The organism is Mesorhizobium sp. M0618 (assembly GCF_040320765.1).
Classification (GTDB): Bacteria; Pseudomonadota; Alphaproteobacteria; order Rhizobiales; family Rhizobiaceae; genus Mesorhizobium.
This window is the reverse complement of record NZ_JAMYQH010000001.1, coordinates 427042-452758: the sequence shown is the minus strand read 5'-3', so window position 1 is coordinate 452758 and position 25717 is coordinate 427042. Positions and strand designations below refer to the sequence as shown.

The window sequence follows — 25717 nt, the reverse complement described above, 5'->3', positions numbered from 1 at the left end:
ACCTCAACCTCTGCAGACGATAAGTGACAAAACTGTTCGCGATGTCCTCGCACACCTGTTCGCGATGTCTCCGGTCCAAACACCCACAAGGGGGAGGGTAAGCTCACCCCCAAACCATCAGCGCCGCCAGCCCGACAATACCCACCACCAGCCGCCACCAGCCGAACAGCGAGTAGCCGTTGCGCGAGACGTAATCGAGCAGGAAGCGTACGACTATGAGCGCCGTGACGAAGGCGGCGACGAAGCCGACGGCGATGATCGGCAGGTCGGCGCTGCTCAGCACGTTGCGGTTCTTGAACAGGTCGAAGGCGAAGGCGCCGACCATGGTCGGGATCGCAAGGAAGAAGGAAAATTCCGCGGCCGCGCGCTTATCGACGCCCAAAAGCAGGGCGCCGACGATGGTCGAGCCCGAACGCGATGTGCCGGGAATGAGCGACAGGCACTGGAAAAGCCCGATCTGCAGGTAAAGCCGGGTCGGGAAGCGCTCGACATCGCGGTAGACCGGCTTGAGGTTCATGCGGTCCACCGCCAGCAGTACGACGCCGCCGATGATCAGCATGATGCAGATCAGCCTCGGCGATTCGAACAGCACCGTCTTGATGAAATCATGCGCCAGCGCGCCGATGATCGCCGCCGGCAGGAAGGCGATCAGGATGCCGATGGCGAAATGCCGCGTCAGCCGGTCATGCGGCAGGTCGAGCAGCATCTTCCACAGCCGGCGGAAATAGACGCTGAGGATCGCCAGGATGGCGCCGAGCTGGATCAGGATCTCGAAGGCCTTGCCGGTCGAATGGAAGCCGAGGAAATGACCGGCAAGCAGAATATGGCCGGTCGACGACACCGGGATGAACTCGGTCAGCCCCTCCAGCAGGCCGAGCAGCAGGGCTTCGACGATGGTCTGGCTTTCCATGGCTACCTCGGCATTGGCGTGACGGCTGACAGAAGGGCTTGCTTGTCATGGCGTTGAAGTCCCCCTATAGGTCGCAACACCCTGACGGCCCGCTAACCGGGCGGCCAAGACTTACCGGTGCGCCCTGCGATTCGCCAGTGCGCTTTATCATCGCGGAACCATGCTGACGCTTTTCCACCATCCCATGTTCGCCACCTGTCGCTTCGTCCGCCTCGCATTCGGCGAGTATGGCGAGGAGCTGGCTTTGATCGAGGAAAAGCCGTGGACCCGGCGCAAGGAGTTCCTGGCGCTGAACCCGGCCGGCACGCTGCCGATCCTGCTGGCCGAAGGCGACGTGCCGATCGTCGGCGCGACGGTGATTTCGGAATATCTCGATGAAACGCGCGGTGTGCTGAAGCGCGACAAGCGGCTGTTCGCCGAGGACCCGATGCAGCGCGCCGAAATCCGCCGGCTCATCGACTGGTATCTCAACAAGGCTGAAAGCGAAGTTACCCGCCATCTGGTGCGCGAGCGCGTGCTGAAGCCGGTCATGCCGGAAACGGCGGGCGGCGGCTCGCCCGATTCGGGCGCGATCCGTGCCGCGCGCGCCAACATCCGCCAGCACATGAAATACACCAACTGGCTGGCCGGCACCCGCCATTGGCTGGCCGGTTCGAGGGTCACCTATGCCGATCTCGCGGCCGCGGCGACGCTGTCGGTGCTCGATTATCTCGGCGAGATCGACTGGCGCGAGCACAGCGCTGCACGCGAGTGGTACACGCGGGTCAAGTCGCGGCCCTCTTTCCGGCCGCTTTTGACCGACCGGGTGCGTGGCCTGTCGCCGGTGTCGCACTATGCGGACCTCGACTTCTAACCCCGCGAAACTGCGCGCGCTGATCGACGCGGAGGCGCAGCGCGCCGGCTTCGATGCCGTCGCCGTCACCTCCCCCGATGCGATCCCGCTGGCGCCGGCGCGCCTGGCCGAATTCGTCGCGGACGGGTTTCACGGGTCGATGGACTGGATCGCCGAGACGCTGCAACGCCGGGCCGAACCGGCGGCACTGTGGCCGCAGGTGCGGTCGATCGTCGTGCTGGCGATGAACTACGGCCCCGACCATGATCCGCGCGGCGTGCTGGCCAAGCGCGACCGTGGCGCCATCTCGGTCTATGCGCAGAACCGCGACTATCACGATGTGATGAAGGGGCGGCTGAAGGAGATCGCCGGCAAGCTCGTGGCGCGCGCCGGCGGTGATGTGAAGGTGTTCGTCGACACTGCGCCGGTAATGGAAAAGCCACTGGCCGAGGCCGCCGGGCTCGGCTGGCAAGGTAAGCACACCAATCTGGTCAGCCGCGAGCACGGCTCCTGGCTGTTCCTCGGCACCATCTTCACCACAGCCGAACTCGTGCCCGACCCCGCCGAGATCGACCATTGCGGCTCCTGCCGCGCCTGCCTCGACGCGTGCCCGACCGATGCTTTTCCGGCGCCCTACCGGCTCGATGCGCGGCGCTGCATTTCCTATCTCACCATCGAGAACAAGGCGCCGATTCCGCACGAATTCCGCGAAAAGATCGGCAACCGCATCTATGGCTGCGACGACTGTTTAGCCGCCTGCCCGTGGAACAAGTTCGCCAGGGCGGCTTCGGAAGCAAAACTCGCCGCGCGCGATGATTTGCGCGAGCCGCCGCTCGCCGACCTTTTGGGTCTCGATGACGTGGCCTTCCGCGCTTTCTTCTCCGGTTCGCCGATAAAACGCATCGGCCGCGACCGGTTCATTCGCAACGTGCTGATCGCCGCCGGCAATTCCGGCGATGCCTCTCTTGCCGACACTGTGCGCGTCTTGCTGGACGATGCTTCGCCGCTGGTGCGGGGCGCGGCAATATGGGCGCTGGCGCGGCTGGTGCTCGACGCCGAATATTCAGAAAGGGCAGCCATCGGCCTGAAAACCGAGAGCGACGAAGCCGTGCGCGACGAATGGCGTCTGGCGCGGCCAACCAGGGCGAATGCATGAGCGAAAAGCAGATCTTCATCTTCGGCGCCGGCTATTCCGGCAGGGCTTTTGCTCGGGCTAACAAAGGCGCCGCGACGATCTTCGGCACGACACGCTCGCCGGAAAAATTCGAGACGCTGCGGCAGGCCGGTATCGCGCCGCTCCTGTTCGACGGCGCGATGACCGGCGAAATCGGTGATGCATTGGGAAAAACAACGCATCTGCTGATTTCGATTGCCCCGGAAGAGGCCGGCGATCCCGTTTTGAATGCCGCGCGCGCGGCAATCGCTCAAATGCCTTTGCTGGAATGGATCGGCTATCTCTCTACGGTCGGGGTTTATGGCAATTATGACGGCGCCTGGGTTGATGAAACGGCTGAATGCCGGCCGGTGTCGAAGCGCTCGGTGATGCGAGTTGCCGCCGAACAGGACTGGCTGGAGCTGGGCCGCGAGATCGGCCGACCGGGGGCGATCCTGCGCCTGTCCGGCATCTACGGCCCCGGCCGCAACGCGCTGGTCAATCTGGAAAACGGCACCGCAAGGCGGCTGGTCAAGCCAGACCAGGTGTTCAACCGCATCCATTGCGAGGACATTGCAGGCTCCCTGTGGCAGCTCATCGAAGGAAACACAGGCGGCATCTTCAACGTCACCGACGATCTGCCGGCGCCGCCACAGGATGTCGTCGCCTATGCCGCTTCGCTGATGGGCATAGAGCCGCCGCCCGAGATTCCCTTCGACGCCGCCCAACTTTCGCCCATGGCGCGGTCCTTCTATGGCGAGAACAAGCGTGTCGCCAACGCGGCGATCAAGGCGGCGGGCTATTCCCTGCGCTTTCGCGACTACCGCGCCGCCTTCGATCATATGTGGGCAAGCGGCGATTGGCGTGACGGCGAAGCGCGCAGCCCGATGAAGCGCTGACGATCGAAGCCGCGGGCGCGGCGTGCTATGATTCGGCCTTGGGATTGCGGTGGAGAACCGGGTTCATGAAGACAGCGATGAGGCCATCTTTCGGCAAAACGCCCCTGTTGGCCGCTGCGGTCGGCCTGCTTGCCGTGCTTGGGTTAGCCGTTCAGCCGGCGAGCGCCGAGGAGCGGGCAAAAGACCTGTTCGGCGCCAAGAAACTGCCGGCCGCCACCGCGGCGCAGTCGATCGGATTCTATTCCAAGGGCTGTTTTGCCGGCGGCGTCGCCATTCCCTTGGACGGTCCGACCTGGCAGGTGATGCGGCCGTCGCGCAACCGCCGCTGGGGCCATCCGGCGATGATCGCGGTAGTCGAGAAATTGTCGCGCGACGCAGCGGCCGATGGTTGGCCAGGCCTGCTGATCGGCGACATTTCGCAGCCGCGCGGCGGCCCGATGCTGACAGGACATGCCTCGCACCAGATCGGGCTCGACGCCGACATCTGGCTGACGCCGATGCCCAGCCGCCCGCTGTCGATGGCGCAGCGCGAATCGATGAGCGCCACCTTGATGGTCGATGAGAAGACCCATCTGGTGAAGGACGCGCTGTGGACGCCAGCGCACACAAGGCTTTTGAAGCGCGCGGCGAGCTACAGCCAGGTCGAGCGCATCCTGGTCAATCCGGGCATCAAGAAAAAGCTCTGCGATACCGTCAAGGGCGACCGCTTCTGGCTGCGTAAGGTCAGGCCGTTCTGGGGCCACGACTATCATTTCCACATGCGCATCGGCTGTCAGCCCGGATCGCCCGGCTGCAAGGCGCAGGAAGCGACGCCGGACGATGACGGTTGCGGCAAGCCGCTGGCCTGGTGGTTCACGCAGGAGCCCTGGCGCCCCAACAAGAACCCCGATGCGCCCAAGGCCCGCGACTTGATGACGATGGAGAACCTGCCGAGCGAATGCCGCGCCGTGCTCGACGCGCCGGGGCCGTCGTCGGCCGAGGCGGCGACCTACCATGGCGGCGGCGTGCCGGTCGCGGCTGCCGCGCCCGAACCCGAAGCGCCCTCGTTGCCCGCCACCCCGGCCGCCGCCGGCTTGCCAAGCACGATGAACGCTTTCACGGCGACGCCCGAGATCGGCGTGCCGCTGCCGAGACCGCGGCCGCCTGGAAACTGACGATCACGGCTTATAGGCAGACTCAATCGGTTCAGCGCCGCATTTTTGCGAAACCGTGGCGGTTTGGCCGCAGAGCCGGCCTCAGCGCGCCGCCGGGGTCGAAAACCGTTTCCCTTTTCAAACCCATGCGCTAGTCAACGGAAGAACGGCCAGATGCCGTCGGGGGCGCCGGAGACGGACGAGAGCATGCCACGCACAGGCGACGACGACACTTTGCTGCGGTTTCCGATCCTGATCGGCGACATCGGCGGCACCAATGCGCGCTTTTCGATCGTGCTCGACGCCAATTCCGAGGCTGGCGAGCCGACCATCGTCCAGACGGCAAACTACAACACCATCGACGAGGCGATCCAGGCGGCCGTGCTCGACCGCTCGTCGGTGCGTCCCAATTCGGCGGTGCTGGCGGTGGCTGGCCCGGTCGACGGCGACGAGATCGAGCTGACCAACTGCCCCTGGATCGTCAAGCCGAGGAAAATGTTCGCCAGCCTCGGCCTGAGCGACATCGTCGTGCTCAACGATTTCGAGGCGCAGGCGCTGGCCGTCGTCGCGCTCGGCGAGGAGCAAATGGAAAAGATCGGCGGCGGCACGCCGGAGCCCAATGCCGGGCGCGTCGTGCTCGGTCCGGGAACCGGGCTCGGCGTCGCCGGGCTGGTCCATGCGCTGCACCACTGGATACCGGTCCCCGGCGAGGGCGGCCATATGGACATCGGCCCGCGCACACCGCGCGATTTCGAGGTTTTTCCGCATATCGAGAAGCTCGAAGGCCGCGTTTCGGGCGAGCAGATCCTGTGCGGGCGCGGCCTGGTCAATGTCTACCGGGCGGTGGCCAAGGCGGACGGCAAGGCGTCGCCCTTCACGACGCCGGCCGAGATCACCGCCGCGGCACTTGCGAAAACCGATCCGGTTGCCGAGGAAGCGCTGGAGATCTTCGTCACCTGCCTTGGGCGCACCGCAGGCGACCTTGCTCTGGTATTCATGAGCCGCGGCGGCGTGTTCCTCACCGGTGGCATCGCGCAGAAGATCGTGCCGGCGCTGAAAGCCGGCAATTTCCGGGCCGCTTTCGAGGACAAGGCGCCGCACAGCGCGATGATGCGCACCATGCCGGTCTACGTCATCATCCACCCGCTGGCTGCACTTCTGGGCCTTGCCGCCTATGCCAGGACCCCCTCGCTGTTCGGTGTCCAGACCGAGGGCCGGCGCTGGCAGGCCTGAAAGCCAGCGAAGCGCTCGCGCCCCCGCGACGAAGTTAATCAGGTGCGGGCATAGGCAATCAGGCCGCAGGGCGTTAAGAGGGGTGCCGAATTTGCAGCCCCGGTCCCACGAGGCGGAAAACCACAAAGCGCTCCCGATTTGACACTTCAAGCTCCAAACAAACAAAAAGCCCGGCCCGGCGAGGTCACAGCGGTGCTCCGCCGCATCCTCGCTGAAAACGGCAACGAGTATCGCTGGACCTATGTCGTCGCCGTCTCTTGCCTGCTGATCGTTTCCGGCACCACTGCCTTCACGGCGTGGATCATGGCCCCGATGATCAACCAGATCTTCTACGAACGACGCGGCGATATGCTCTGGTTGATCTGCGCCGGTTTCATGGGAGCCTCCCTGCTGCGCGGCTTCGCCGGTTACGGCCAAGCAGTCGCGTTGGCCAGTATCGGCAACAATCTGGTCGCGCGCTACCAGAAGCGCAGCTTCGACCATCTAATGAAGCTCGGCGTCAACTTCTTCAACGATACGCGTTCCGGTCGGCTGGCGGCACAGGTCAGCGAGAATGTCGGCGGCGTTCGCGATCTGCTGTCGCTGACACTGACCTCCATCAGCCGCGACGCGGTCACGCTGGTCGCTCTCGTCGGCGTGATGATCTATCAGGATCCGGTGTTGTCGCTCAGCTCGCTGCTGATCGGCCCTCCACTGATCTGGGCCGTCGTCTATATCACCCGCCGACTGCGGCGTATCAACCGGGAATCCGTCCTGATCAATTCGCGGCTGAACGGGTCCGTGCAGGAAGCCACGCAAGGCATCGCCATCGTCAAGGCCTTCACCTTGGAGGCCGAGCTGGCGCGCCGCATCGGCATCATGGCGGACACGGCCGAGCAGCGTAACAACAAGATCGCCCGCGTCTCGGAGCGGCTGTCGCCGATTTCCGAGATTCTGGGCGGTCTCGCCATCACCTCCGTGCTTGCCTATTCCGGCTACCGGGCGCTGTATCTTGGGCAGCCGCCGGGCGCGGTTTTCTCCTTCATCACCGCACTGATCATGGCTTACGATCCGGCAAGACGCCTGGCGCGCACACAGGTGGGCATGGAACGTGCCCTGGTCAACGCGCGCATGATCTACGAGTTGCTCGACCTGGAGCCGAAACAGGGCGACGCACCCGATGCCGTCGAGGCGAGGATCACCACCGGCGAGGTGCGTTTCGACAATGTGACGTTCGGCTACAGCGCCGACATGCCGGTGCTTAGGGACCTGAGCTTTACCGCCGCGGCCGGCAAGGTGACGGCGATCGTCGGTGCGTCGGGCGCCGGCAAATCGACGCTGGTGGCGCTCTTGCAGCGCTTCTACGACGTCGACCGGGGCAGCATCGAGGTCGATGGCCAGGACATCTCGAAGGTAACCAAGCATTCGCTGCGGCAGTCGATCGCCTATGTGGCGCAGGCGCCATATCTGTTCGAGGGCACGATCCGCGACAACATCCGCTACGGCCGTCTGTCGGCCACGGACGCCGAGATCGAGCAGGCGGCGAAACAGGCGGCAGCCGACGAGTTCATCCGCCAGCAGCCGCAAGGTTACGATACGCCGGTCGGCGAAGGCGGCTCGACCCTTTCCGGCGGCCAGCGCCAGCGCGTCTCGATCGCCCGCGCGATCGTGCGCCAGGCACCGATCCTGCTGCTCGACGAGGCGACATCGGCGCTCGACAACGAGGCGGAGGCGCGCGTCCAGGAAGCGCTGACCCAAGTCATGCAAGGCCGCACGACCATCGTCATAGCGCATAGGCTATCGACGGTGGTCAATGCCGACCACATCATCGTGCTGGAAGAGGGCCGGTTGGTCGAGGAAGGCACCCATGCGACGCTGATGGCCGACCCGGACAGCATCTATTCCCGCTTCCACCGCATCCAGGGCAAGAAGGGGCTGGGGCTTGTCGATGACAGCAAGCCGATCCAAACTCCGGTCCGGGCCACGCGTGCGAAGAAGACTGCTGTGAGGAGCACATGAGCGAAGCAAGCGATATGGGCCTTGTGGTGGTGGGCGCTGCCGGCCGCATGGGCCAGACGCTGATCCGTGCCATCCACTCTATATCAGGCGCTCGAGTTATCGGCGCGGTCGAGCGGGCGGATTCGCCGCATCTGGGCAAGGATGCAGGCGAACTCGCCGGCATTGGCCGCATCGATGTGGCGATCAGCGGCGATCCGCTGCCGGTCTTCGCCAAAGCCGATGGCGTGCTCGATTTCACCACCCCTGCTTCGACAGTGGAATTCGCCGGCTACGCGGCGCAGGCGCGCATCGTCCATGTCATCGGCACGACGGGCTGTTCAGCCGACGATAACGCGAAAATAGCGGCGGCGGCGCGCCACGCGATGATCGTCAAGTCGGGCAATATGAGCCTCGGTGTCAATCTTCTGGCGGTGCTGGTCGAACAGGCCGCGCGCGCGCTCGACGCCGACGATTTCGACGTCGAGATCCTCGAAATGCACCACAAGCACAAGGTCGATGCGCCGTCGGGCACGGCACTGCTGCTCGGCGAGGCCGCTGCTGCCGGGCGCGGCATTGCGCTTGCCGGCAATGATGTGCGCGTCCGCGACGGCCACACCGGGGTGCGCAAGACGGGCTCGATCGGCTTCGCCACGCTGCGCGGCGGCTCGGTGGTCGGCGATCACAGCGTGCTGCTGGCCGGCACCGGCGAGCGCATCACGCTGGCCCACCATGCCGAGGACCGCGCCATCTTCGCCCGCGGCGCCGTCAAGGCAGCGCTTTGGGCGCGCGGCAAGAAGCCCGGACTGTATTCGATGCGGGACGTGCTCGGCCTCAGCTGAGCGGCCAATCTGCCAACTTGCCCAACCTGAAGGGAGCAAACATGTCGAGAACCCTCGTGCTCGTGCGCCACGGCCAGAGCGAATGGAATTTGAAGAACCTGTTCACCGGCTGGCGCGACGTCGACCTGACCGAGCAGGGCCATGCCGAGGCCAAGGCCGCCGGTGAGAGGCTCAAGGCGCGCGGCCTGAAATTCGACATCGCCTTCACCTCGGCGCTGATCCGGGCGCAAAAGACCTGTCAGCACATCCTCGACGCCGTCGGTCAAAGCGACCTGAAGACCATCCGCGACCAGGCGCTGAACGAGCGCGACTATGGCGATCTCTCCGGCCTCAACAAGGACGATGCCCGCAAGAAATGGGGCGAGGAGCAGGTGCATGTCTGGCGCCGCTCCTACGACGTGCCGCCGCCCGCCGGCGAAAGCCTGAAGGACACCGGCGCCCGGGTCTGGCCCTATTACCTGCACGATCTGCAGCCGCATGTGCTGCGCGGCGGCACCGTGCTGGTCGCCGCGCACGGCAACTCGCTGCGCGCGCTGATCATGGCGCTCGACGGCAAGTCGGGCGAGGAGATCGTCAAGCTGGAACTCGGCACCGGCGTGCCGGTCATCTACCAGCTCAACGCCGATTCCACCGTCGCGTCCAAGGAAGTGCTGGACGACTGAGCCGGCGAACGGAGCAACCGCGAAAAAAGCGCGTTGACACACATCGCTTGCCCGCTTACATGAGCCCGCACCAGCCCAGATGGCGGAATTGGTAGACGCGCACGGTTCAGGTCCGTGTTCCGCAAGGAGTGGAGGTTCGAGTCCTCTTCTGGGCACCAAATTCCGGTTTCGAACCCTTCGACGGTTCAGAAACTTAAAGAAAAAGCCCGGTTTCGTCCGGGCTTTTTCTTTGTGCGGCTCAAGGTCACTCTAAAACGGCCGTTTCAGCGAGGCCAGCGCCTACGCCGTGCAGCAAAGACTTGTTGCACTGCACCAAAATTTGCGGCTATGTGCAGATATCCAAGATGGACCCGGTGCAATTCCGGGTGGCTCTTCCGGCCGCCGATCCGCCGGACAACAACAAAACCAGATCTGCGCTGACTATGATGGGCTGCGGTCCGTCGCGGTCTGGAAATGATTGACCGGAATTCCATGCTCACATTCAAAACCTACCGCGACGAGTGGCGCGGCAACCTGCGCGGCGACGTGCTCGCGGGCATTGTTGTCGCCCTGGCGCTGATACCAGAAGCCATCGGTTTTTCTGTCATTGCCGGCGTTGACCCCAAGATTGGGCTCTACGCTTCTTTCTCCATCGCCATGATTATCTCCATCACCGGCGGCCGGCCGGCGATGATTTCAGCAGCCACCGCGGCGACAGCCGTGCTCATGGTCACACTGGTGCGCGACCATGGTCTGCAATACCTGCTCGCGGCAACCATTCTGGCCGGCGTGGTCCAGGTCGCGGCCGGCTTCGCTAGGCTGGGTTATGTGATGCGGTTCGTGTCGCGCTCGGTGATGACCGGATTTGTCAACGCGCTTGCGATTCTGATCTTCATGGCCCAACTGCCGGAGCTGGTCGGCATGCCGTGGCAAACCTATGCGATGATCAGTCTCGGCCTTGCCATCATCTATCTGTTTCCCCGCATCACGAAGGCGGTGCCCTCGCCTCTGGTGTGCATCATCGTGCTCACCACCCTATCGCTGCTGCTTCACATCGACGTGCGGACGGTGGGCGACCTCGGCGAACTGCCGTCGAGCTTGCCGACCTTCCTGCTGCCAGACGTGCCTTTCACGCTGGAAACGCTGTGGATCATTTTGCCTTATTCACTAGGCGTGGCCGCGGTTGGCCTGCTCGAAAGCCTGCTGACGGCGTCCATTGTCGACCAGATGACCGACACAAAAAGCGACAAGAACCGTGAATGTGTTGGCCAGGGTATCGCCAACTTCGTAACCGGGTTCCTGGGCGGCATGGCCGGTTGCGCCATGATCGGCCAGTCGGTTATCAACGTCAAATCTGGTGGACGCACGCGGCTTTCCACATTTGTGGCCGGGGCGTTCCTGTTGTTCATGCTCATGTCGCTCGGCGACTGGCTGCGCGTCATTCCCATGCCGGCCCTGGTCGCCATCATGATCATGGTATCGATCGGCACGTTCAGCTGGTCTTCTCTGAACGATCTCAGGAAGCACCCCCGTCGTTCAAGCATCGTCATGCTGGCGACAGTGATCACCGTGGTCGGGACCCACAATCTCGCGCTTGGTGTCGGGGTGGGCGTGCTGCTCTCGGGCATCTTCTTCGCTTGGAAGGTGTCGCAGATTTTCCGCGTCACCTCGACCCTCAGTGGCGACGGCGCGGAGCGCCATTACCTTATCGAGGGCCAGTTATTCTTCGCTTCAGCGGAGGACTTTCTGAACGCGTTCGATTTCAAGGAGCGCCTCCAGCGCGCCGTCATCGACGTCACTCACGCTCATATCTGGGACCTCACTGGCGTCGGCGCAGTCGACACCGCCGTTCTCAAGTTCCGCCGCGAGGGCGTCGAGGTGGAGGTGGTAGGTCTCAACGAGGCCAGCGTCACCATCATGGACAAACTTGCCATGCACAATGAGCCGGGTGCTTTGGAACGAGTCTTCAGCCACTGACGAAGGCCTTCCGACTGAGGTTCTTCGGCTGGTGTCTCGGTTTGGATCCTCGCCCGAGATGACGACGGCGTGGTGTCTACCAGCCAGACCTCCCCTCCTGGTCAGGGCTCCAACAAACCGCTTCAAACTCCGCGCCCGCTTCGCTACGCTCAACCATGGCTCAATCCACCACCCAGATCTTCGGTGCCCGCCGCGACCAGGCGTTCCCCACGCTGGCCGAGGTGGACATCGACCGCATGCGCCGGTTCGGCGAGGCCAGCGCCTATGCGGCCGGCGAGAACATCGTCACGGCGGGCGATGTAGCGCCCGGTCTGATCGTCGTGCTGTCGGGCAGCGTGGATATCACCCAGGACGGGGGGCTCGGCCGGCACGAGACGATCGTCACCCACGGTCCAGGCAGCTTTGTCGGCGAACTGGCGCAGCTTTCGGCCCGTCCCTCGCTGGTCAATGCGCAGGCCGCCGAACCGGTGGAGGCGTTCGTCATCGCCTCGCAGCGGCTGCGCGACCTGATGGTGCAGGAGGCCAATCTCGGCGAGCGCATCATGCGGGCGCTGATCTTGCGCCGCGTCGGGCTTTTGGAGAGCGCCACCAGCGGGCCGATCATCATCGGACCCCAGGACAATGCCGACGTGTTGCGGCTGCAGGGTTTCCTCGCCCGCAGCGGCCAACCGCACCGCGTGCTCGATTCAGACAGCGATCCCTGCGCCAAAACCCTGGTAGAACGCTTCGAGGTCGATCCGCACCACCTGCCGATCGTGCTCTGTCCAAACGGCAGGCTGCTGATGAACCCCGGTGAAAAGGACCTCGCCCGCTGCATCGGCCTGCTGCGGCCGATCGATGCCGATACGGTGTATGACGTGGCCATCGTCGGCGCCGGCCCGGCAGGGCTGGCGGCGGCGGTCTATGCGGCATCCGAAGGCCTGTCGACGATCGTGCTCGATTGCCGTGCCTTCGGCGGACAGGCCGGCGCCTCCTCGCGCATCGAGAATTATCTCGGTTTCCCCACGGGCATTTCGGGCATGGCGCTGATGGCGCGCGCCTACAACCAGGCGCAGAAATTCGGTGTCGAAATGGTGATCCCGGACGAGGCGAAGCTTTTGAGCGCCGCCGCCGACGCGTCAGGCGCCCGCTATCTGCTCGATGTCGGCGACGGCGAGACCGTGCGCGCGCGCAGCGTGGTGATCGCCAGCGGCGCGCGCTATCGCCGCCTCGACATCGCCAATCTGGCGCGGTTCGAGGGAACGTCCGTGCATTATTGGGCGTCGCCCATCGAAGGCCGGCTTTGCGCGGGCCAGGAAGTGGCGCTGGTCGGCGCCGGCAATTCGGCCGGACAGGCGGCCGTCTATCTGGCCAGTCATGCGCGGAAAGTGGCGCTCCTGGCGCGCGGCGGCAGCCTCGATGCCAGCATGTCGCGCTATCTGGTCGAGCGCATCCGGGCGCAGCCGAACATCGAGGTGCTGACCGGGACCGAAATCGAGGCTCTGGAGGGCGAAGAGGGCAATCTTGCAACAGTGCGCTGGCGCAACCGCGCCAGCGGCGCGAAAACGACGCGCTCGATCCGCCATCTCTTCCTCTTTATCGGCGCCGATCCGAATACCGATTGGCTGGCGAACTGCGATGTGGCGCTGGACGCCAGAGGTTTCGTGCGCACCGGCTCGGACATAGGATCGGCGCAGATGGAGACCAGCCGCAGCGGCGTGTTCGCCATAGGCGACGTCCGCGCCGGCTCGGTCAAACGTGTCGCGGCGGCTGTCGGCGAAGGCGCCCAGGTGGTCGCGGCATTGCATGCATATCTCGCGCGCGGCAACGCCGATACACCTCGAATGGCAGGAGAACATGATGGATGAATGCAGACATACGCGCGACATCAGGAAGGTGACGCCGAGCGCGCTCGGCTGCGAGGAATGCCTGCAGAGTGGGTCGCAATGGGTGCATCTGCGGCTCTGCCGCACCTGCGGCCATGTCGGCTGCTGCGACGACTCGCCCAACCGCCACGCCACCAAGCATTTCCACGCCACCAAGCATCCGATCATCGAGGGCTACGATCCACCCGAAGGCTGGGCATGGTGCTATGTCGACGAGGTTTTTATCGAGCTTGGCGACGATGTAACCCCGCAGAACGGTCCGATCCCGCGCTTTGTTTGAGCGACGCCAGATGGCGAAGGAATCCCGAGAAAAGCGCGATCCATCCGGGCTTTCTTGGCGGCCGCCCCCCCTGCAGAACGGCTTGGCAGTCAGTCGGCGAAATACAGATATCCCAGCCAGCCGGCCAGCACGATCGAGGCAGCCCAGATACAAACAATGATCACCGCCGCGTAGCGGCTCACCGGCCTGGCGGCGGCCAGCGCGGCGGTCTTTCTGTGTTCCGCCATCACCTCGGGCGGTATCATCCTGACCACGGCAAGGACGCCCAAAGGGACAAGGATGACGTCGTCGAGATAGCCGATCACCGGAATGAAATCGGGGATCAGGTCGATTGGCGACAAGGCATAGCCTGCAACACACACGGCAAGCGCCTTGGCATACCAAGGCGTTCGGGGATCGCGAGCGGCGAGGTAGAGCGCATGCACATCGCGCTTGATCGTTCGGGCCCACTCATTCAGTGCCATCAGATGGTTTAGCGCCAAATGAAAACCGCCGATAGCGCACGCCAGGCGCCCGCCTCCGGGAGCGCCTCGAAGAACCGATGACCGCTGGTCTACCGCACGGAGCCGGTGACGGTCGGGTCGATCATGCTGGGAACGGACTTGCGTTCGTTTCCGGCAAGCGCCGCTATGATCAGCAGGCTGGCAACCACCGGGACAAACAGGATGGCGACGCGAGCTTGCACGTAGAATATGGCGCGCCATTCATTGCGCTTGTCGGGGCTGTTGCTCATCATACTCACTTTGTCGGTCCCCCACGCGGTGACATAGCCGCGAACGGTTAAACAACTCCTTCCGACTTCGTTAACCCAGCGGAATTGAGGCGAAATTCCCAAGCGATGCCCCAGAGACGGCGATGCCAGGCTTCAGTTCAGCCCGATAAGCCTGGCGCCCTGCCGGAACAGCGCCACGGCATCCGGCTCGAAGCGGAAGGTGCCGATGAAATCGTCGGCGCAATAGTCCGGCCTTGTCTTGCGAATGGCGGCGGCGAAGCCGCGCGCCTCGTCGAGCCGTCCGGCCAGCGCCAGGCAGTGCGCGGCGATCGCCAGGATGATGGCGTGGGCGTTGGGCCGCGCCGCCGCCTTCAGTGCCCATTCGGCCGCTTCCTCGAACTGGCCGAGCCGGACATGCGCCATGGCGCGTGCGCCCAGCATGCCGAACAGCAATGGGTCGAACGGGCTGAGATGGCGCGAATGATCGGAAGAGCCGATCGCCGCTTGCGGGTCGCCCGACTGCGAATGCACGAAAGACAACGCGTAGTGGCCAAGCGCGAAGTTGGGGCTGAGATCGACCGCCCGCTCCAGTTCGAGCAGCGAGCCGTCCTGCTCGCCGCGCAGCCACAGCGCCCGGCCCATTGCCCAATGCGCGGCCGGATTGTGGTCGTCGACCAGCAGGCCGTGTCCGGCGCTCTCGAAGGCCAGCGCGCTTTCGCGGTCGCGGTCGCCCCAGCGCTGGAAGGCGTTCTGCCAGTGGGTGAAGGACAGGCCGGCATAGGCGCGGGCAAAGGTCGGGTCGAGCTGCAGGGCCTGGGCAAAGAAATGCCGCGCCTGCTCGTTTTCGGCCTGGGTGAAGCGGTACATGTGCCAGAGGCCGCGATGATAGGCCTCCCAAGCGTTGAGCGAGCAGGGCGCCTTCAGCATGGCGCGGTTGCGCTCGACCGTTTCGATCTCGGCCGAGATCGAGGAGACGATGCTGTTGCCGATGTCGTCAAGCACGGAAAAGATGTCATCGGGCCTGCGCTCGAAGGTCTCGGCCCAGACGATCCTGGCGCTGCGCACCTCGATCAGTTCGACGCTGACGATGAGGCGGCCGGACGGGCTGCGCACGGTGCCGGTGGCGACATAGTCAACATTCAGCCGGCGGCCGGCATCCTCGGGCGCGATGTTCTGCTCTGCCAGCGCAAACACCGATCCGCGCGCGATGACGAAGAAATCCCTGAGCTTGGCCAGGCGGGTGATGATGTCGTGGGTGAAACCGTCGGCCAATCCGCCGCGTGCGCCGCCGACCTCCTCGACAAACGGCATCACCGCCAGCGAAGCATGGCTGGGCTCGACCGGGCCGGGTGCGGTCGGCGTGGCCACCAATGGCGATGTGGACAGGCAGGCCGTCCGAAGCGAGATGCCCGACTGTCGGTCACGGATCGCCCGCCAGGCCGCGCGAAGCGGTGCGAAATCCAGTTCTTCCGATTTGAACAACTGTTCTGCCGCCGCCAGATGCTCTTCAGCCGCGCCGATCTCGCCGCGTCCGGCCAGACCTGCCAAAAGTGCCGCATGTGCACGCCGGTCGAACGGCGCCAGTTCCACCCATGTGTCGAGATGGGCGATCGCCTCGTCGCTGTCTGCCGCCAGGCTGCCGACGAGTTGCTCCAGCACGGCGACGTGGCACGAGTGGAAGCGGCGGCGCTGCGCGGTCAGCCAGCTGTTGAAATGCGGGCTGCGCTCGAGCTCCAGCCCGTCGAGGAAATCGCCGGCAAACAGTTTGGCCAGCGTCCGCAAGCGCTCGACATCAAGGGTGCCGAGCCCTTCTGTGGCGGCGCCGGTGACTTCGAGTACATCGACCAGGCAATCGCTCAGATCAAGCGCGACCGTGTCGCCTTGGGTGGAGACCCGGCGCCGGTCCGGTTGGTCGAGAACGCCGCGCAGCTTGCTCAGGCACCAGCGCAACTCGCCACGCGGGTCGTTCGGCACATCCCACAACAACTCGCACAGGCGACTGCGGCCAACCGGATGCGGCGCCAGCGCCAGATAGGCGAGCAGCGCGCGCAGCTTGCGTGACGCGGGGAGGGCAACCGGAGCGCCGTCGTGGGAGATCATCAGCGGCCCGAGCAGGCGCACGGAAAGGACCGGCATCTCGACGTCCGGCCTCGATCGGGTGGATTCCACGTGTGTTTCCACGCCTGCTCCCACGCTGGCCTGTCGGCCTCTCCTGTATCACCAAACACGACACGGCGCATCCGGCAGCGGATTTCAGCGCCCGATACAGCCATTGCCGCTGTGCGGCATGTCAGTCCTAGCGCGGCAAGGTCACCAAACCTCGCCGCCCAACCCGCTGGCTTGTAACCGGCCCGTGAAGACAAAACACGATGACAATCAGGGAGACCAAGATGTTGCAGCAGCAGAAGATCAGAACCACGGCCGGGCGCGGCCGCCTGTTCGACAGCATTCTCGACACCGTCGGCGACACGCCGGTGGTTCGCATCAACAATCTCGGACCGTCCCACGCGACGATCTACGTCAAAGCCGAGTATTTCAATCCCGGCGCCTCGGTGAAGGACCGGCTGGCGCTCAACATCATCGAGGAGGGCGAGCGCAGCGGTGCGCTGAAGCCGGGCCAGACGGTGGTCGAGGCGACCAGCGGCAACACCGGCATCGGCCTCGCCATGGTCTGCGCGCAAAAGGACTATCCGCTGGTCGTCACCATGGCCGACAGTTTTTCGGTCGAGCGCCGCAAGCTGATGCGCATGCTGGGCGCCAGGGTGGTGCTGACGCCGCGCGCCGAAAAAGGTTTCGGCATGTACAAGAAGGCGGTGGAACTGGCCGAGGCCAATGGCTGGTTCCTTGCCCGCCAGTTTGAAACAGCGGCCAACGCCGCCATCCACGAGGCAACGACGGCGCGCGAGATCGTCAATGATTTCGCCGGCTCGCGGCTCGATTGCTTCGTCACCGGCTATGGCACCGGCGGCACGGTGGTCGGCGTGGCGCGCGTGCTGCGCCGCGAGCGTCCGGAAACCCGCATCGTGCTCTCCGAGCCGGCCAACGCGCAGCTCATCGGCAGCGGCAAGGTGCAGCAGCGCGGCACCGATGGTGCCCCGGCCGCCAGCCATCCAGCCTTCGAGCCGCACCCGATCCAGGGCTGGACGCCGGATTTCATCCCCAACGTGCTGCAGGAGGCGATCGACACCAGCCTCTATGACGAGGTGATGCCGATCGCCGGGCCCGAGGGCATCAAATGGGCCAGAGAATTGGCGCGGAAAGAGGGCATCTTCACCGGCATTTCCGGCGGCGCCACCTTCGCCGTGGCGCGGCAGGTCGCGGAGAAGGCGCCGGCCGGCGCGGTGATCCTGTGCATGCTGCCCGACACCGGCGAGCGCTACATGTCGACGCCGCTGTTCGACGGCATCGAGGCCGAGATGGATGCCGACGAGACTGCCCTGTCGCGCTCGACGCCCGGCTGTCAGTTTCCCGCGGCTTGACGGAGATCCGTCATGGACGCCGTGCAAGAAAACCCCGGCCTGGTGGCCGAGGCAACGCTCGATCCCCTGGACTGGGCCGATGTGCAGGCCCTGTCGCACCGGGTCATCGACGATGCGGTCGATTATCTCCGCGATGTGCGCGACCGCCCGGTCTGGCGGGAGATGCCGGCCGATGTGAGAAAGGCCTTCTCGGCGCCGCTGCCGCGCTCCCCGGCGCCGCTGGATGCTGTCTATGCCGAGGTGTCCCGCACGGTGATGTCCTATCCGATGGGCAATATCCATCCGCGCTTCTGGTCCTGGTATATGGGGTCGAGCAACTTCACCGGCGCGCTCGGCGATTTCCTGGCGGCTATCCAGGGCTCGAACCTCGGCGGCGGCAACCACGCCGCCGGGCTGATGGACAGCCAGGTGGTGAACTGGTGCAAGGAGATGCTGGGCTTTCCAGCTTCTGCCGGCGGTACCTTGGTCAGCGGCGGCTCGATGGCCAACATCATAGGGCTGACCGTGGCGCGCAATGTCAAGGCCGGCATCGACGTGCGTGAGCACGGTGTCGCCGCCATCGAAAAGCCGCTGCGCTTCTACGGCTCGGAGCAGATCCACTCGTGCCACCGCAAGGCGATGGAGGCACTCGGCCTCGGCAACCGGGCACTGCGCCGCATACCGACCGATGCCGGGCTGCGCATCGATATCGCTGCCTTGCGTGCGGCGATCACCGAGGACCGCAGGGCAGGGTTCAAACCGGCCTGCGTCATTGGTACGGCCGGCACGGTCAACACCGGGGCGATCGACGATTTGCAGGCGCTTGCGAAGCTGGCACATGAGGAAGACCTCTGGTTCCATGTCGACGGCTGCATCGGCGCGCTGATCGCGATTGCGCCTGAAAATGCCCATCGCGTCGCCGGCATCGAACGGGCGGATTCGGTCGCGCTCGATCCCCACAAATGGCTGCACGCGCCGTTCGAAGTCGGCTGCGCCCTGGTCAGGGATGCCGCCGCGCATCGCGGGGCCTTCGCTGTGACGCCGGAATATCTGGAATCGACGCCGCGCGGCCTCGCTTCCGGCGAATGGTTGCACGACTACGGCCTGCAGACGTCGCGCGGTTTTCGCGCGCTGAAGGTGTGGATGGCGCTGAAGCAGCATGGCGTCGAAAAATTCGGCCGCCTGATCGACCAGAACATTGCCCAGGCCGTTTATCTTGCCGGCTTGATCGAGGCCGCGCCGCGGTTGCAGCTGGCGGCATCGCCGACCGTCAACATCGTCTGCTTCCGCTATCAGCCCGGTCTGACAGGCGAGGCTCTGAAGGCGCTCAACACGGAGATCATGCTGCGGCTGCAGGAACAGGGCATTGCGGCCCTTTCGGACACCACGGTGCATGGCGAGCACTGGTTGCGCGTGGCGATCACCAACCATCGCACACGGCGCGAGGATCTCGACCTTCTGGTGCATGAAACGGTGCGGCTGGGGCATGACATCGCAACGCAGGGTTCCGCGCCTTCCTAGTTACGGGCAGGCATGCGATTCTGCCGCGATGATTCGGGAGATCCAGGCCGTGACGCTGTTTCGTATGGTTGCACTGGCAGCGCTGGTCTTCACCGCCCCGGCGCAGGCCGCCGACATGGCCTTTTTCGTCAAGAACCTGCGCAAGGAATCTGTCGCGGTCGAGCTGTTCAGCCGCGACCGTGAGACGGTCTGGCCGGGCAACGACAAGGTGTTCCTGATCGAACCCGAGTCGCAGAAATCCGTGCCGCTGTCCTGCAATCAGGGCGAACATATCTGCTATGGCGCCTGGGTTGACGGCAATGACAGCCTCTCGGCCGGCGTCGGGCCGGACAATGACCAGCCCTGCGACACTTGCTGCTTCATCTGCGTGGAACACTCGACCGAGACGATCGATCTGGTGCCGTAGAGCGCGGAAGTTTCGTTGGACCCAAATTAAGTCGGGGATCGGCCCGTCCGGTCCACTTCCGCGATTCAGCGCTGCATGCAATGGTCGCCCCGCGGCCGGGTGGGCCGCTTATTCGGGGGTTATCATGTTTCATGCCTATGCGCGCCGCATGCTGGCCGCGCTGTCCTTCGTCATGCTGGTTGCGTCGGCGGCGCATGCCGACGATGTCACCTTCGCCATCAAGAACAGCCATCCCAATGCCATGCGCGTCGAGCTCTACAGCCAGGATCGCGACTATGTCTGGCCGGGCGAGGACAAGGACTACGTCCTCGACGACGGCGAGACCAAGCAGCTGCCGATATCCTGCAACGCGGGCGAATCGATCTGCTACGGCGCCTGGGTCGATGGCGACGAGGGCACCTATTGGGGCGTCGGTCCAGGCAACACGGAAAAATGCGAGGATTGCTGCTACACCTGCAACGGCGGCGAGACCGAGGAGATCGAACTGGTCCCCTGACCGGTTTGCCAGCTTGACGGTCTTCGGACCGGAAGCCATAGCCTGTGCAAATACCCAGCGCGCGACGCCTCGACCTGTTCAGACGCGACGCGCTTCAGGCAAAAGGAGCTCAGCTATGGCCGGCATGGTCGAAAGCGACAAGATCGACGTCGGGTTTTCCGGCAAGCGCTGCATCCATTCGCGCAACTGCGTGCTCGGCGATCCGCATGTCTTCGTGCCCAACGCGCCGGGCCAATGGATCCATCCCGAGGCGGCCAGCGTCGAGAAGATCGTTGCCATCGCCGAAAGCTGCCCCTCGGGCGCCATCACCTATGTCCGGAAGGATGGCGGGCCGCAGGAGCAATCGCCGGTGGTCAACACGGTGCGGCTGCGGGAAAACGGCCCGCTGGCGGTACACGCCGAGATCGTGCTCGACGGCGAGACTTCTTATCGTGCCACGCTTTGCCGCTGCGGCGCTTCGGAAAACAAGCCGTTTTGCGACGGCAGCCACAACAAGTCCGGTTTTGCCGCCACCGGCGAGCCGCCGCTGAAGGACACGCCGGCGCTCGAAGCGAGGAATGGTCCGCTGAAAGTGACGCCGACCACCAATGGCCCGCTCAAGCTCGAGGGCAATCTCGAGATCGTCACCGGAACCGGCCATACGGTCGACCGTACCCAACGCGCCTTCCTCTGCCGCTGCGGCCATTCCGCCAACAAGCCGTTCTGCGATGGCACGCACAAGAAGGTGGGGTTTGTGGGGTAGCTGTTTTGGCCGGCGGGACAGCACCCCCCTCTGTCCTGCCGGACATCTCCCCCGCAAGGGGGGAGATTGGCAGTTTCCGCCGGCGGCGCCCTTTTCGGCATTGAAGATGGCGAAAGCGGGGATGACATCCGATCTCCCCCCTTGCGGGGGAGATGCCTGGCAGGGCAGAGGGGGGTGCTGTCCCGCCGACCTCGCTTGTTCACCACCACCAACCTACCTACCGTGGCCCAGCGCTCGCGGCTTTATCGTCCGTTCCGTATCGGCTAAGGGCAGGGACAAATAAATTGCCACCCGGACCGCCGCCAAAAAGATGACAGCCAAGACCAAGCCAAAGCCGCTGTTCCTCGGGATCGACACCGGCGGCACCTATACCGACGCCGTGTTGTGGTCTGAGACGGAAGGCCCGCAAGAGGGGCCGAACAAAGGCAAGGTGCTGGCCAAGGCCAAGGCGCTGACCACCAGGCATGATCTTGCCGTGGGTATTTCCGGCGCCGTCGACGCGGTGCTGCAGAAAGCGGGAACCGATCCGGCTGATATCAAGCTGGTGTCGATGTCGACGACGCTTGCCACCAACGCGCTTGTCGAGGGCCAGGGCGGCCGCGTCGCGCTGGTGATGATCGGCTTTTCCGAGGGCGACCTCGCCCGCGACGGGCTGAAGGCCGCGCTCGGCACCGATCCGGTGGTTTTTTGTCCGGGCGGCCACGATGTGCACGGCAATGCCGCCAAGCTCGATCTGTCTGGACTGGAGGCGGCGTTGCCGGAACTCGGCGCCTCGGTGTCCGGCTTTGCCGTCTGCGCCTATTTTGCCACCCGCAATCCGGCGCATGAGATCGCCGCCCGCGAGTTGATCCGCGAAAAGACAGGCCTGCCGGTCACATCGAGCCACGAGCTGTCGGCCAAGCTCGGCGGCCCGCGCCGGGCACTCACCACTCTGCTCAACGCCAGGCTGATCTCAATGATCGACCGGCTGGTGGCGGCAACCGAAGGCTTTCTCCAGGCGCGCAACATTGCAGCCCCGCTGATGGTGGTGCGCGGCGACGGTGCGCTGGTTTCGGCAGCGTTTGCCCGCCAGCGGCCGATCGAGACCATCCTGTCCGGCCCGGCCGCCAGCCTGGTCGGCGCCCGCCACATGACCGGGCTCGACAATGCCATGGTGTCCGATATCGGCGGCACCACCACCGACGTCGCCGTGCTCGATGGCGGCCGTCCCAGGCTCGACCCGGAAGGCGCCACCGTCGGCGGCTTCCGCACCATGGTCGAGGCCGTCGCCATGCGCACCTTCGGCCTCGGCGGCGATTCCGAAGTGGCGCTGGAAGATGGCGCGCTCAACCCGAAGATCCTGCTCGGGCCGCGCCGCCTGGTGCCGTTGGCGCTGGCCGGCATGGCGCACGGTACAGCTGTCACCTCCGAACTCGAACGCCAGCTGCGGGCGCCCAATCCCGGCCGCATGGACGGCCGCTTCGCGGTGCGCACCGGCGTGCCGGACCGGCTCGCCGCCGGCCTGACCGGCGCCGAAGCCAGGCTTTACGAGGCCATCGGTGCCGTGCCGCTCGCCGTCGACAGGCTTTTGAGTTCCAACGCGCAGAACGCGACGCTGAACCGGCTGGTGTCGCGCGGGCTGGTGCATGTCGCCGGCTTCACCCCGTCGGACGCCGCCCATGTGCTGGGCAAGCAGGCGAACTGGGATCCCATCGCCGCGCGCCTCGGCGCCGAACTGTTCGCCCGCAAGCGTGACGGCCGTGGCCAGAACATCGCCGCTTCGCCGGAAGCGATTTCGGAACGGGTGCTGGTGACGCTGACGCGCTGGTCGGCCGAATATATCCTCGAGACCGCCTTTGCCGAGGATGGGCTCGATGGCGCGTCGACGGTGGCGCACGCCCTGGTGCAGCGCGCGGTCGACGCGCATCCCGGCATCGCCCGCCTGAGCGTTGCGCTCGACCGCCCGGTCATCGGCCTCGGCGCCTCGGCGCCGCTGCACTATGCCGGGCTGCCGCCGCTGATCGGCAATGACTGCGTGGTGCCCAGGGATACCGATGTCGCCAACGCGCTCGGCGCCGTCGTCGGCCAGGTCAGGGTATCGGCCGAGGCGCGGGTCAGCCAGCCCATGGAAGGGCTGTTTCGTCTCGCCTCGGGCGAGACCGTGCGCGATTTCCTCGACGAGGCGACGGCGATCGCGGCGGCCGAGGCCGATGTCCGCGCCATCGTCGCGGAGCGCGCCAGGGATGCCGGCACCGACAGCGCCGAGATCGACGTCGCCACCGAATTCCGGGTCTCGACCGTCGAAGCCCAGCGCATGTTCATCGAGGCGCATGTCGTGGCCGTGGCCTCGGGAAGGCCGCGCATTGCGGTTTGAGCGGGGCGGCGAAATACGCCACCTTCACCCTAAGCTGAATTGACCCGGCAAACCTGACATGCCAAAGGCCCGCAAAGCCTTTCATCTGGAGTAGCCTGATGACCGACCGCATCGAGATCGCCGGATTGCGGATTGCCCGCGAGCTGCATGAGTTCGTGGCCAGGGAAGCGCTGCCGGGCACGGAGATCGAAGCGGACGCCTTCTGGAACGGTTTTTCGGCCATCATCCATGATTTGGCGCCGAAGAACCGGGCGCTGCTGGCAGCGCGTGACGCCATCCAGGAACAGGTAGATGGCTGGTATCGCGATCACGGCGCGCCGGTCGACATGGAGGCCTACAAGGGCTTCCTGAAAGAGATCGGCTATATCGTTCTGGAGGGCCCGCCCTTCAGCGTGTCGACCGACAATGTCGACCCCGAAATCGCTGATGTTGCCGGACCGCAGCTGGTCGTGCCGGTGATGAATGCGCGCTATGCGCTCAACGCCGCCAATGCGCGCTGGGGTTCGCTCTACGATGCGCTCTACGGCACCGATGCCATCCCCGAAACGGATGGCGCCGAAAAGGGCAAAGCCTTCAATCCGGCGCGCGGCGCCAAGGTCGTTGCCTGGACGAAGACCTTCCTCGACGAGGCTGCCCCGCTCACCTCGGGCAAATGGGCCGGGGTCAACGGTCTGTCATTGGCGCAAGGCGCCCTGCGGCTAAGCGCCGGCGCCGGCTCGACGACGCTGGCCGACCCCAGGCAATTCGTCGGCTATCGTGGCGATGCCGCCAATCCCGATACCGTGCTGCTTGTGCGCAACGGCCTGCACATCGAGATCGTGATCGACCGCAACAACCAGATCGGCCGCACCGATCCGGCTGGCATCGCCGATGTCATCCTGGAATCGGCGCTGACCACCATCCAGGACTGCGAGGATTCGGTCGCGGCGGTGGATGCGCCAGACAAGGTCGTCGTCTACCGCAACTGGCTCGGCCTGATGAAGGGTGATCTGGCGGAAGAGATCACCAAGGGCGGCAAGAGTTTTGTCCGCAAGCTCAATCCCGACCGCTCCTACACCGCGCCCGCCGGCGGCACGCTGACCGTGCCCGGCCGTTCGCTGATGCTGATCAGGAATGTCGGCCACCTCATGACCAACCCGGCGATCCTTGATCACGACGGCAACGAGGTTCCGGAAGGCATCTTGGATGCTGCGATGACGGCGCTGATCGCGCTGCACGATGTCGGGCCGAACGGCCGCCGCGCCAATTCCCGCGCCGGCTCGATGTATGTCGTGAAACCCAAGATGCACGGGCCCGACGAAGTCGCTTTCGCCGTCGAGATCTTCGACCGTGTCGAGGCCCTGCTCGGCATGGCCAGAAGTACCATCAAGATGGGCATCATGGACGAGGAGCGGCGCACCACCGTCAACCTCAAGGAGGCGATCCGCGCCGCAAAAGAGCGCGTCGTGTTCATCAACACCGGCTTCCTCGACCGCACCGGCGACGAGATCCACACCTCGATGGAAGCCGGCCCGATGATCCGCAAGGGCGACATGAAGCAGGCCGCCTGGATTTCCGCCTACGAGGCATGGAATGTCGACATCGGGCTGGAATGCGGTTTGGCCGGCCACGCCCAGATCGGCAAGGGCATGTGGGCGATGCCCGATCTGATGGCTGCGATGCTGGAACAGAAAATCGCCCATCCCAGGGCCGGCGCCAACACCGCCTGGGTGCCGTCGCCAACGGCGGCGACGCTGCATGCCACGCACTATCACAAGGTCGATGTCCATGCCGTGCAGGCCGCACTCAAGAACCGGCCCAAGGCAAAGCTCGACGACATCCTGTCGGTGCCGGTCGCGGTGCGGCCGAACTGGTCGCCTGAAGACATCCAGAAGGAACTCGACAACAACGCGCAGGGCATTCTTGGCTATGTCGTGCGCTGGATCGACCAAGGCGTCGGCTGCTCGAAAGTGCCTGACATTAACGATGTCGGCCTGATGGAAGACCGCGCCACGCTGCGTATTTCCTCACAGCACATCGCCAATTGGCTGCACCACGGCGTGTGCAGCGAGGACCAGGTGATGGCGACGATGAAGCGCATGGCTGACATCGTCGACCGCCAGAACGCGGGCGTCCCGCTTTACCAGCCGATGGCGGCCGACTTTGACAAGTCGATAGCCTTCCTCGCCGCCTGCGACCTGGTCTTCAAGGGCCGCGTCCAGCCCAACGGCTACACCGAGCCGGTGCTGCACGCGCGGCGGCTGGAACTGAAGGCGCAACTGAGCTGAAGAGCCCAGTCCCTGCCGTGAAT

22 protein-coding genes, 1 tRNA gene and 1 other annotated feature are annotated in these 25717 nt (G+C 65.0%); of the genes, 19 read left to right on the top strand and 4 right to left on the bottom strand.

Annotated features, from left to right (window positions below; genetic code table 11):
• Positions 1-103 precede the first annotated feature (103 nt).
• Positions 104-910: an undecaprenyl-diphosphate phosphatase gene (locus NKJ04_RS02180; RefSeq protein WP_352613490.1), complete on the bottom strand. Its 807-nt coding sequence runs from the start codon at positions 908-910 to the stop codon at positions 104-106.
• Positions 911-1070: 160 nt separating this feature from the next.
• Here NKJ04_RS02180 and NKJ04_RS02175 point away from each other — a divergent pair, with 160 nt between their 5' ends.
• The 12 genes from NKJ04_RS02175 to NKJ04_RS02120 all read left to right on the top strand — a co-directional run bounded on the left by NKJ04_RS02175 (position 1071) and on the right by NKJ04_RS02120 (position 13739).
• Positions 1071-1763 (top strand): glutathione S-transferase family protein, encoded by a 693-nt coding sequence (locus NKJ04_RS02175; RefSeq protein ID WP_013528622.1) that lies wholly within the window; start codon positions 1071-1073, stop codon positions 1761-1763.
• Positions 1744-2898, top strand: coding sequence for a tRNA epoxyqueuosine(34) reductase QueG (queG, locus tag NKJ04_RS02170; RefSeq protein WP_352673194.1), 1155 nt, complete (start codon positions 1744-1746; stop codon positions 2896-2898). Before NKJ04_RS02175 ends, queG begins: the two co-directional genes overlap by 20 nt.
• On the top strand, positions 2895-3794 hold the full coding sequence (locus tag NKJ04_RS02165) for an SDR family oxidoreductase (RefSeq protein ID WP_128305280.1): 900 nt from the start codon (positions 2895-2897) through the stop codon (positions 3792-3794). The genes queG and NKJ04_RS02165 overlap by 4 nt, the downstream gene beginning before the upstream one ends.
• Positions 3795-3859: 65 nt before the next feature.
• Positions 3860-4948, top strand: coding sequence for a penicillin-insensitive murein endopeptidase (gene mepA, locus NKJ04_RS02160; RefSeq protein WP_352613496.1), 1089 nt, complete (start codon positions 3860-3862; stop codon positions 4946-4948).
• A 186-nt stretch (positions 4949-5134) separates the two neighbouring features.
• Entirely contained in the window at positions 5135-6160 is a 1026-nt protein-coding gene (locus NKJ04_RS02155; protein ID WP_352673190.1) for a glucokinase, read from the top strand.
• A gap of 138 nt (positions 6161-6298) precedes the next feature.
• The gene (locus tag NKJ04_RS02150) at positions 6299-8158 is read left to right on the top strand and encodes an ABC transporter ATP-binding protein (RefSeq protein ID WP_352442639.1); all 1860 of its coding nucleotides are present in this window, start codon (positions 6299-6301) and stop codon (positions 8156-8158) included.
• A complete protein-coding gene (dapB, locus tag NKJ04_RS02145; protein WP_128305276.1) occupies positions 8155-8976 on the top strand; it encodes a 4-hydroxy-tetrahydrodipicolinate reductase in 822 nt (273 codons plus the stop codon). Before NKJ04_RS02150 ends, dapB begins: the two co-directional genes overlap by 4 nt.
• A 41-nt stretch (positions 8977-9017) precedes the next feature.
• On the top strand, positions 9018-9638 hold the full coding sequence (locus NKJ04_RS02140; RefSeq protein ID WP_128305275.1) for a 2,3-bisphosphoglycerate-dependent phosphoglycerate mutase: 621 nt from the start codon (positions 9018-9020) through the stop codon (positions 9636-9638).
• Positions 9639-9711: 73 nt separating this feature from the next.
• A tRNA-Leu gene (locus NKJ04_RS02135) sits at positions 9712-9796 on the top strand.
• A 185-nt stretch (positions 9797-9981) separates the two neighbouring features.
• Positions 9982-10037, top strand: a sequence feature (sul1 is cis-regulatory element that is thought to sense ions involved in sulfur or methionine metabolism; They are found in Alphaproteobacteria).
• A gap of 72 nt (positions 10038-10109) precedes the next feature.
• A complete protein-coding gene (locus NKJ04_RS02130; RefSeq protein WP_128305274.1) occupies positions 10110-11594 on the top strand; it encodes a SulP family inorganic anion transporter in 1485 nt (494 codons plus the stop codon).
• A gap of 155 nt (positions 11595-11749) precedes the next feature.
• Positions 11750-13441, top strand: coding sequence for an FAD-dependent oxidoreductase (locus tag NKJ04_RS02125; protein WP_352673185.1), 1692 nt, complete (start codon positions 11750-11752; stop codon positions 13439-13441).
• On the top strand, positions 13431-13739 hold the full coding sequence (locus tag NKJ04_RS02120) for a UBP-type zinc finger domain-containing protein (protein ID WP_352673182.1): 309 nt from the start codon (positions 13431-13433) through the stop codon (positions 13737-13739). The genes NKJ04_RS02125 and NKJ04_RS02120 overlap by 11 nt, the downstream gene beginning before the upstream one ends.
• A gap of 89 nt (positions 13740-13828) precedes the next feature.
• Here NKJ04_RS02120 and NKJ04_RS02115 read toward each other — a convergent pair whose 3' ends face one another.
• The 3 genes from NKJ04_RS02115 to NKJ04_RS02105 all read right to left on the bottom strand — a co-directional run bounded on the left by NKJ04_RS02115 (position 13829) and on the right by NKJ04_RS02105 (position 16587).
• On the bottom strand, positions 13829-14203 hold the full coding sequence (locus NKJ04_RS02115; protein WP_352673179.1) for a YkvA family protein: 375 nt from the start codon (positions 14201-14203) through the stop codon (positions 13829-13831).
• A gap of 89 nt (positions 14204-14292) precedes the next feature.
• Entirely contained in the window at positions 14293-14475 is a 183-nt protein-coding gene (locus NKJ04_RS02110; protein WP_013528612.1) for a hypothetical protein, read from the bottom strand.
• A gap of 129 nt (positions 14476-14604) precedes the next feature.
• Complete coding sequence (locus NKJ04_RS02105; protein ID WP_352673222.1) at positions 14605-16587, bottom strand: BTAD domain-containing putative transcriptional regulator; 1983 nt, start codon at positions 16585-16587, stop codon at positions 14605-14607.
• Between the two features lie 254 nt (positions 16588-16841).
• Between NKJ04_RS02105 and NKJ04_RS02100 the strand changes: the two genes are divergently transcribed.
• The 7 genes from NKJ04_RS02100 to NKJ04_RS02070 all read left to right on the top strand — a co-directional run bounded on the left by NKJ04_RS02100 (position 16842) and on the right by NKJ04_RS02070 (position 25694).
• The gene (locus NKJ04_RS02100; protein ID WP_352673176.1) at positions 16842-17930 is read left to right on the top strand and encodes a PLP-dependent cysteine synthase family protein; all 1089 of its coding nucleotides are present in this window, start codon (positions 16842-16844) and stop codon (positions 17928-17930) included.
• Positions 17931-17942: 12 nt separating this feature from the next.
• Positions 17943-19430, top strand: a complete 1488-nt coding sequence (locus NKJ04_RS02095) for a pyridoxal phosphate-dependent decarboxylase family protein (RefSeq protein ID WP_352673173.1) — start codon at positions 17943-17945, stop codon at positions 19428-19430.
• A 49-nt stretch (positions 19431-19479) separates the two neighbouring features.
• Positions 19480-19836, top strand: coding sequence for a hypothetical protein (locus NKJ04_RS02090; protein WP_127296991.1), 357 nt, complete (start codon positions 19480-19482; stop codon positions 19834-19836).
• A 124-nt stretch (positions 19837-19960) separates the two neighbouring features.
• Entirely contained in the window at positions 19961-20332 is a 372-nt protein-coding gene (locus NKJ04_RS02085) for an RES family NAD+ phosphorylase (protein ID WP_352554311.1), read from the top strand.
• Positions 20333-20447: 115 nt separating this feature from the next.
• Positions 20448-21074 carry a CDGSH iron-sulfur domain-containing protein gene (locus NKJ04_RS02080; RefSeq protein ID WP_352673170.1) on the top strand — a complete coding sequence of 209 codons (627 nt, stop codon included), beginning with the start codon at positions 20448-20450 and terminating at the stop codon, positions 21072-21074.
• A 310-nt stretch (positions 21075-21384) separates the two neighbouring features.
• Positions 21385-23427 (top strand): hydantoinase/oxoprolinase N-terminal domain-containing protein, encoded by a 2043-nt coding sequence (locus NKJ04_RS02075; protein ID WP_352673167.1) that lies wholly within the window; start codon positions 21385-21387, stop codon positions 23425-23427.
• Between the two features lie 98 nt (positions 23428-23525).
• The gene (locus NKJ04_RS02070) at positions 23526-25694 is read left to right on the top strand and encodes a malate synthase G (protein ID WP_352673164.1); all 2169 of its coding nucleotides are present in this window, start codon (positions 23526-23528) and stop codon (positions 25692-25694) included.
• Positions 25695-25717: the final 23 nt, after the last annotated feature.

What these genes read in the sequence shown, in the direction of transcription:
- NKJ04_RS02070 (WP_352673164.1), top strand. Translation starts at nt 23,526, where the DNA reads ATGACCGACCGCATCGAGATCGCCGGATTGCGGATTGCCCGCGAGCTG.
- NKJ04_RS02080 (WP_352673170.1), top strand. Translation starts at nt 20,448, where the DNA reads ATGGCCGGCATGGTCGAAAGCGACAAGATCGACGTCGGGTTTTCCGGC.
- NKJ04_RS02165 (WP_128305280.1), top strand. Translation starts at nt 2,895, where the DNA reads ATGAGCGAAAAGCAGATCTTCATCTTCGGCGCCGGCTATTCCGGCAGG.
- NKJ04_RS02095 (WP_352673173.1), top strand. Translation starts at nt 17,943, where the DNA reads ATGGACGCCGTGCAAGAAAACCCCGGCCTGGTGGCCGAGGCAACGCTC.
- NKJ04_RS02180 (WP_352613490.1), bottom strand. Translation starts at nt 910, where the DNA reads ATGGAAAGCCAGACCATCGTCGAAGCCCTGCTGCTCGGCCTGCTGGAG.
- dapB (WP_128305276.1), top strand. Translation starts at nt 8,155, where the DNA reads ATGAGCGAAGCAAGCGATATGGGCCTTGTGGTGGTGGGCGCTGCCGGC.
- NKJ04_RS02120 (WP_352673182.1), top strand. Translation starts at nt 13,431, where the DNA reads ATGATGGATGAATGCAGACATACGCGCGACATCAGGAAGGTGACGCCG.
- mepA (WP_352613496.1), top strand. Translation starts at nt 3,860, where the DNA reads ATGAAGACAGCGATGAGGCCATCTTTCGGCAAAACGCCCCTGTTGGCC.
- NKJ04_RS02105 (WP_352673222.1), bottom strand. Translation starts at nt 16,587, where the DNA reads ATGCCGGTCCTTTCCGTGCGCCTGCTCGGGCCGCTGATGATCTCCCAC.
- NKJ04_RS02140 (WP_128305275.1), top strand. Translation starts at nt 9,018, where the DNA reads ATGTCGAGAACCCTCGTGCTCGTGCGCCACGGCCAGAGCGAATGGAAT.
- NKJ04_RS02175 (WP_013528622.1), top strand. Translation starts at nt 1,071, where the DNA reads ATGCTGACGCTTTTCCACCATCCCATGTTCGCCACCTGTCGCTTCGTC.
- NKJ04_RS02085 (WP_352554311.1), top strand. Translation starts at nt 19,961, where the DNA reads ATGTTTCATGCCTATGCGCGCCGCATGCTGGCCGCGCTGTCCTTCGTC.
- NKJ04_RS02075 (WP_352673167.1), top strand. Translation starts at nt 21,385, where the DNA reads ATGACAGCCAAGACCAAGCCAAAGCCGCTGTTCCTCGGGATCGACACC.
- queG (WP_352673194.1), top strand. Translation starts at nt 1,744, where the DNA reads ATGCGGACCTCGACTTCTAACCCCGCGAAACTGCGCGCGCTGATCGAC.
- NKJ04_RS02130 (WP_128305274.1), top strand. Translation starts at nt 10,110, where the DNA reads ATGCTCACATTCAAAACCTACCGCGACGAGTGGCGCGGCAACCTGCGC.
- NKJ04_RS02110 (WP_013528612.1), bottom strand. Translation starts at nt 14,475, where the DNA reads ATGATGAGCAACAGCCCCGACAAGCGCAATGAATGGCGCGCCATATTC.
- NKJ04_RS02100 (WP_352673176.1), top strand. Translation starts at nt 16,842, where the DNA reads ATGTTGCAGCAGCAGAAGATCAGAACCACGGCCGGGCGCGGCCGCCTG.
- NKJ04_RS02115 (WP_352673179.1), bottom strand. Translation starts at nt 14,203, where the DNA reads ATGGCACTGAATGAGTGGGCCCGAACGATCAAGCGCGATGTGCATGCG.
- NKJ04_RS02125 (WP_352673185.1), top strand. Translation starts at nt 11,750, where the DNA reads ATGGCTCAATCCACCACCCAGATCTTCGGTGCCCGCCGCGACCAGGCG.
- NKJ04_RS02155 (WP_352673190.1), top strand. Translation starts at nt 5,135, where the DNA reads ATGCCACGCACAGGCGACGACGACACTTTGCTGCGGTTTCCGATCCTG.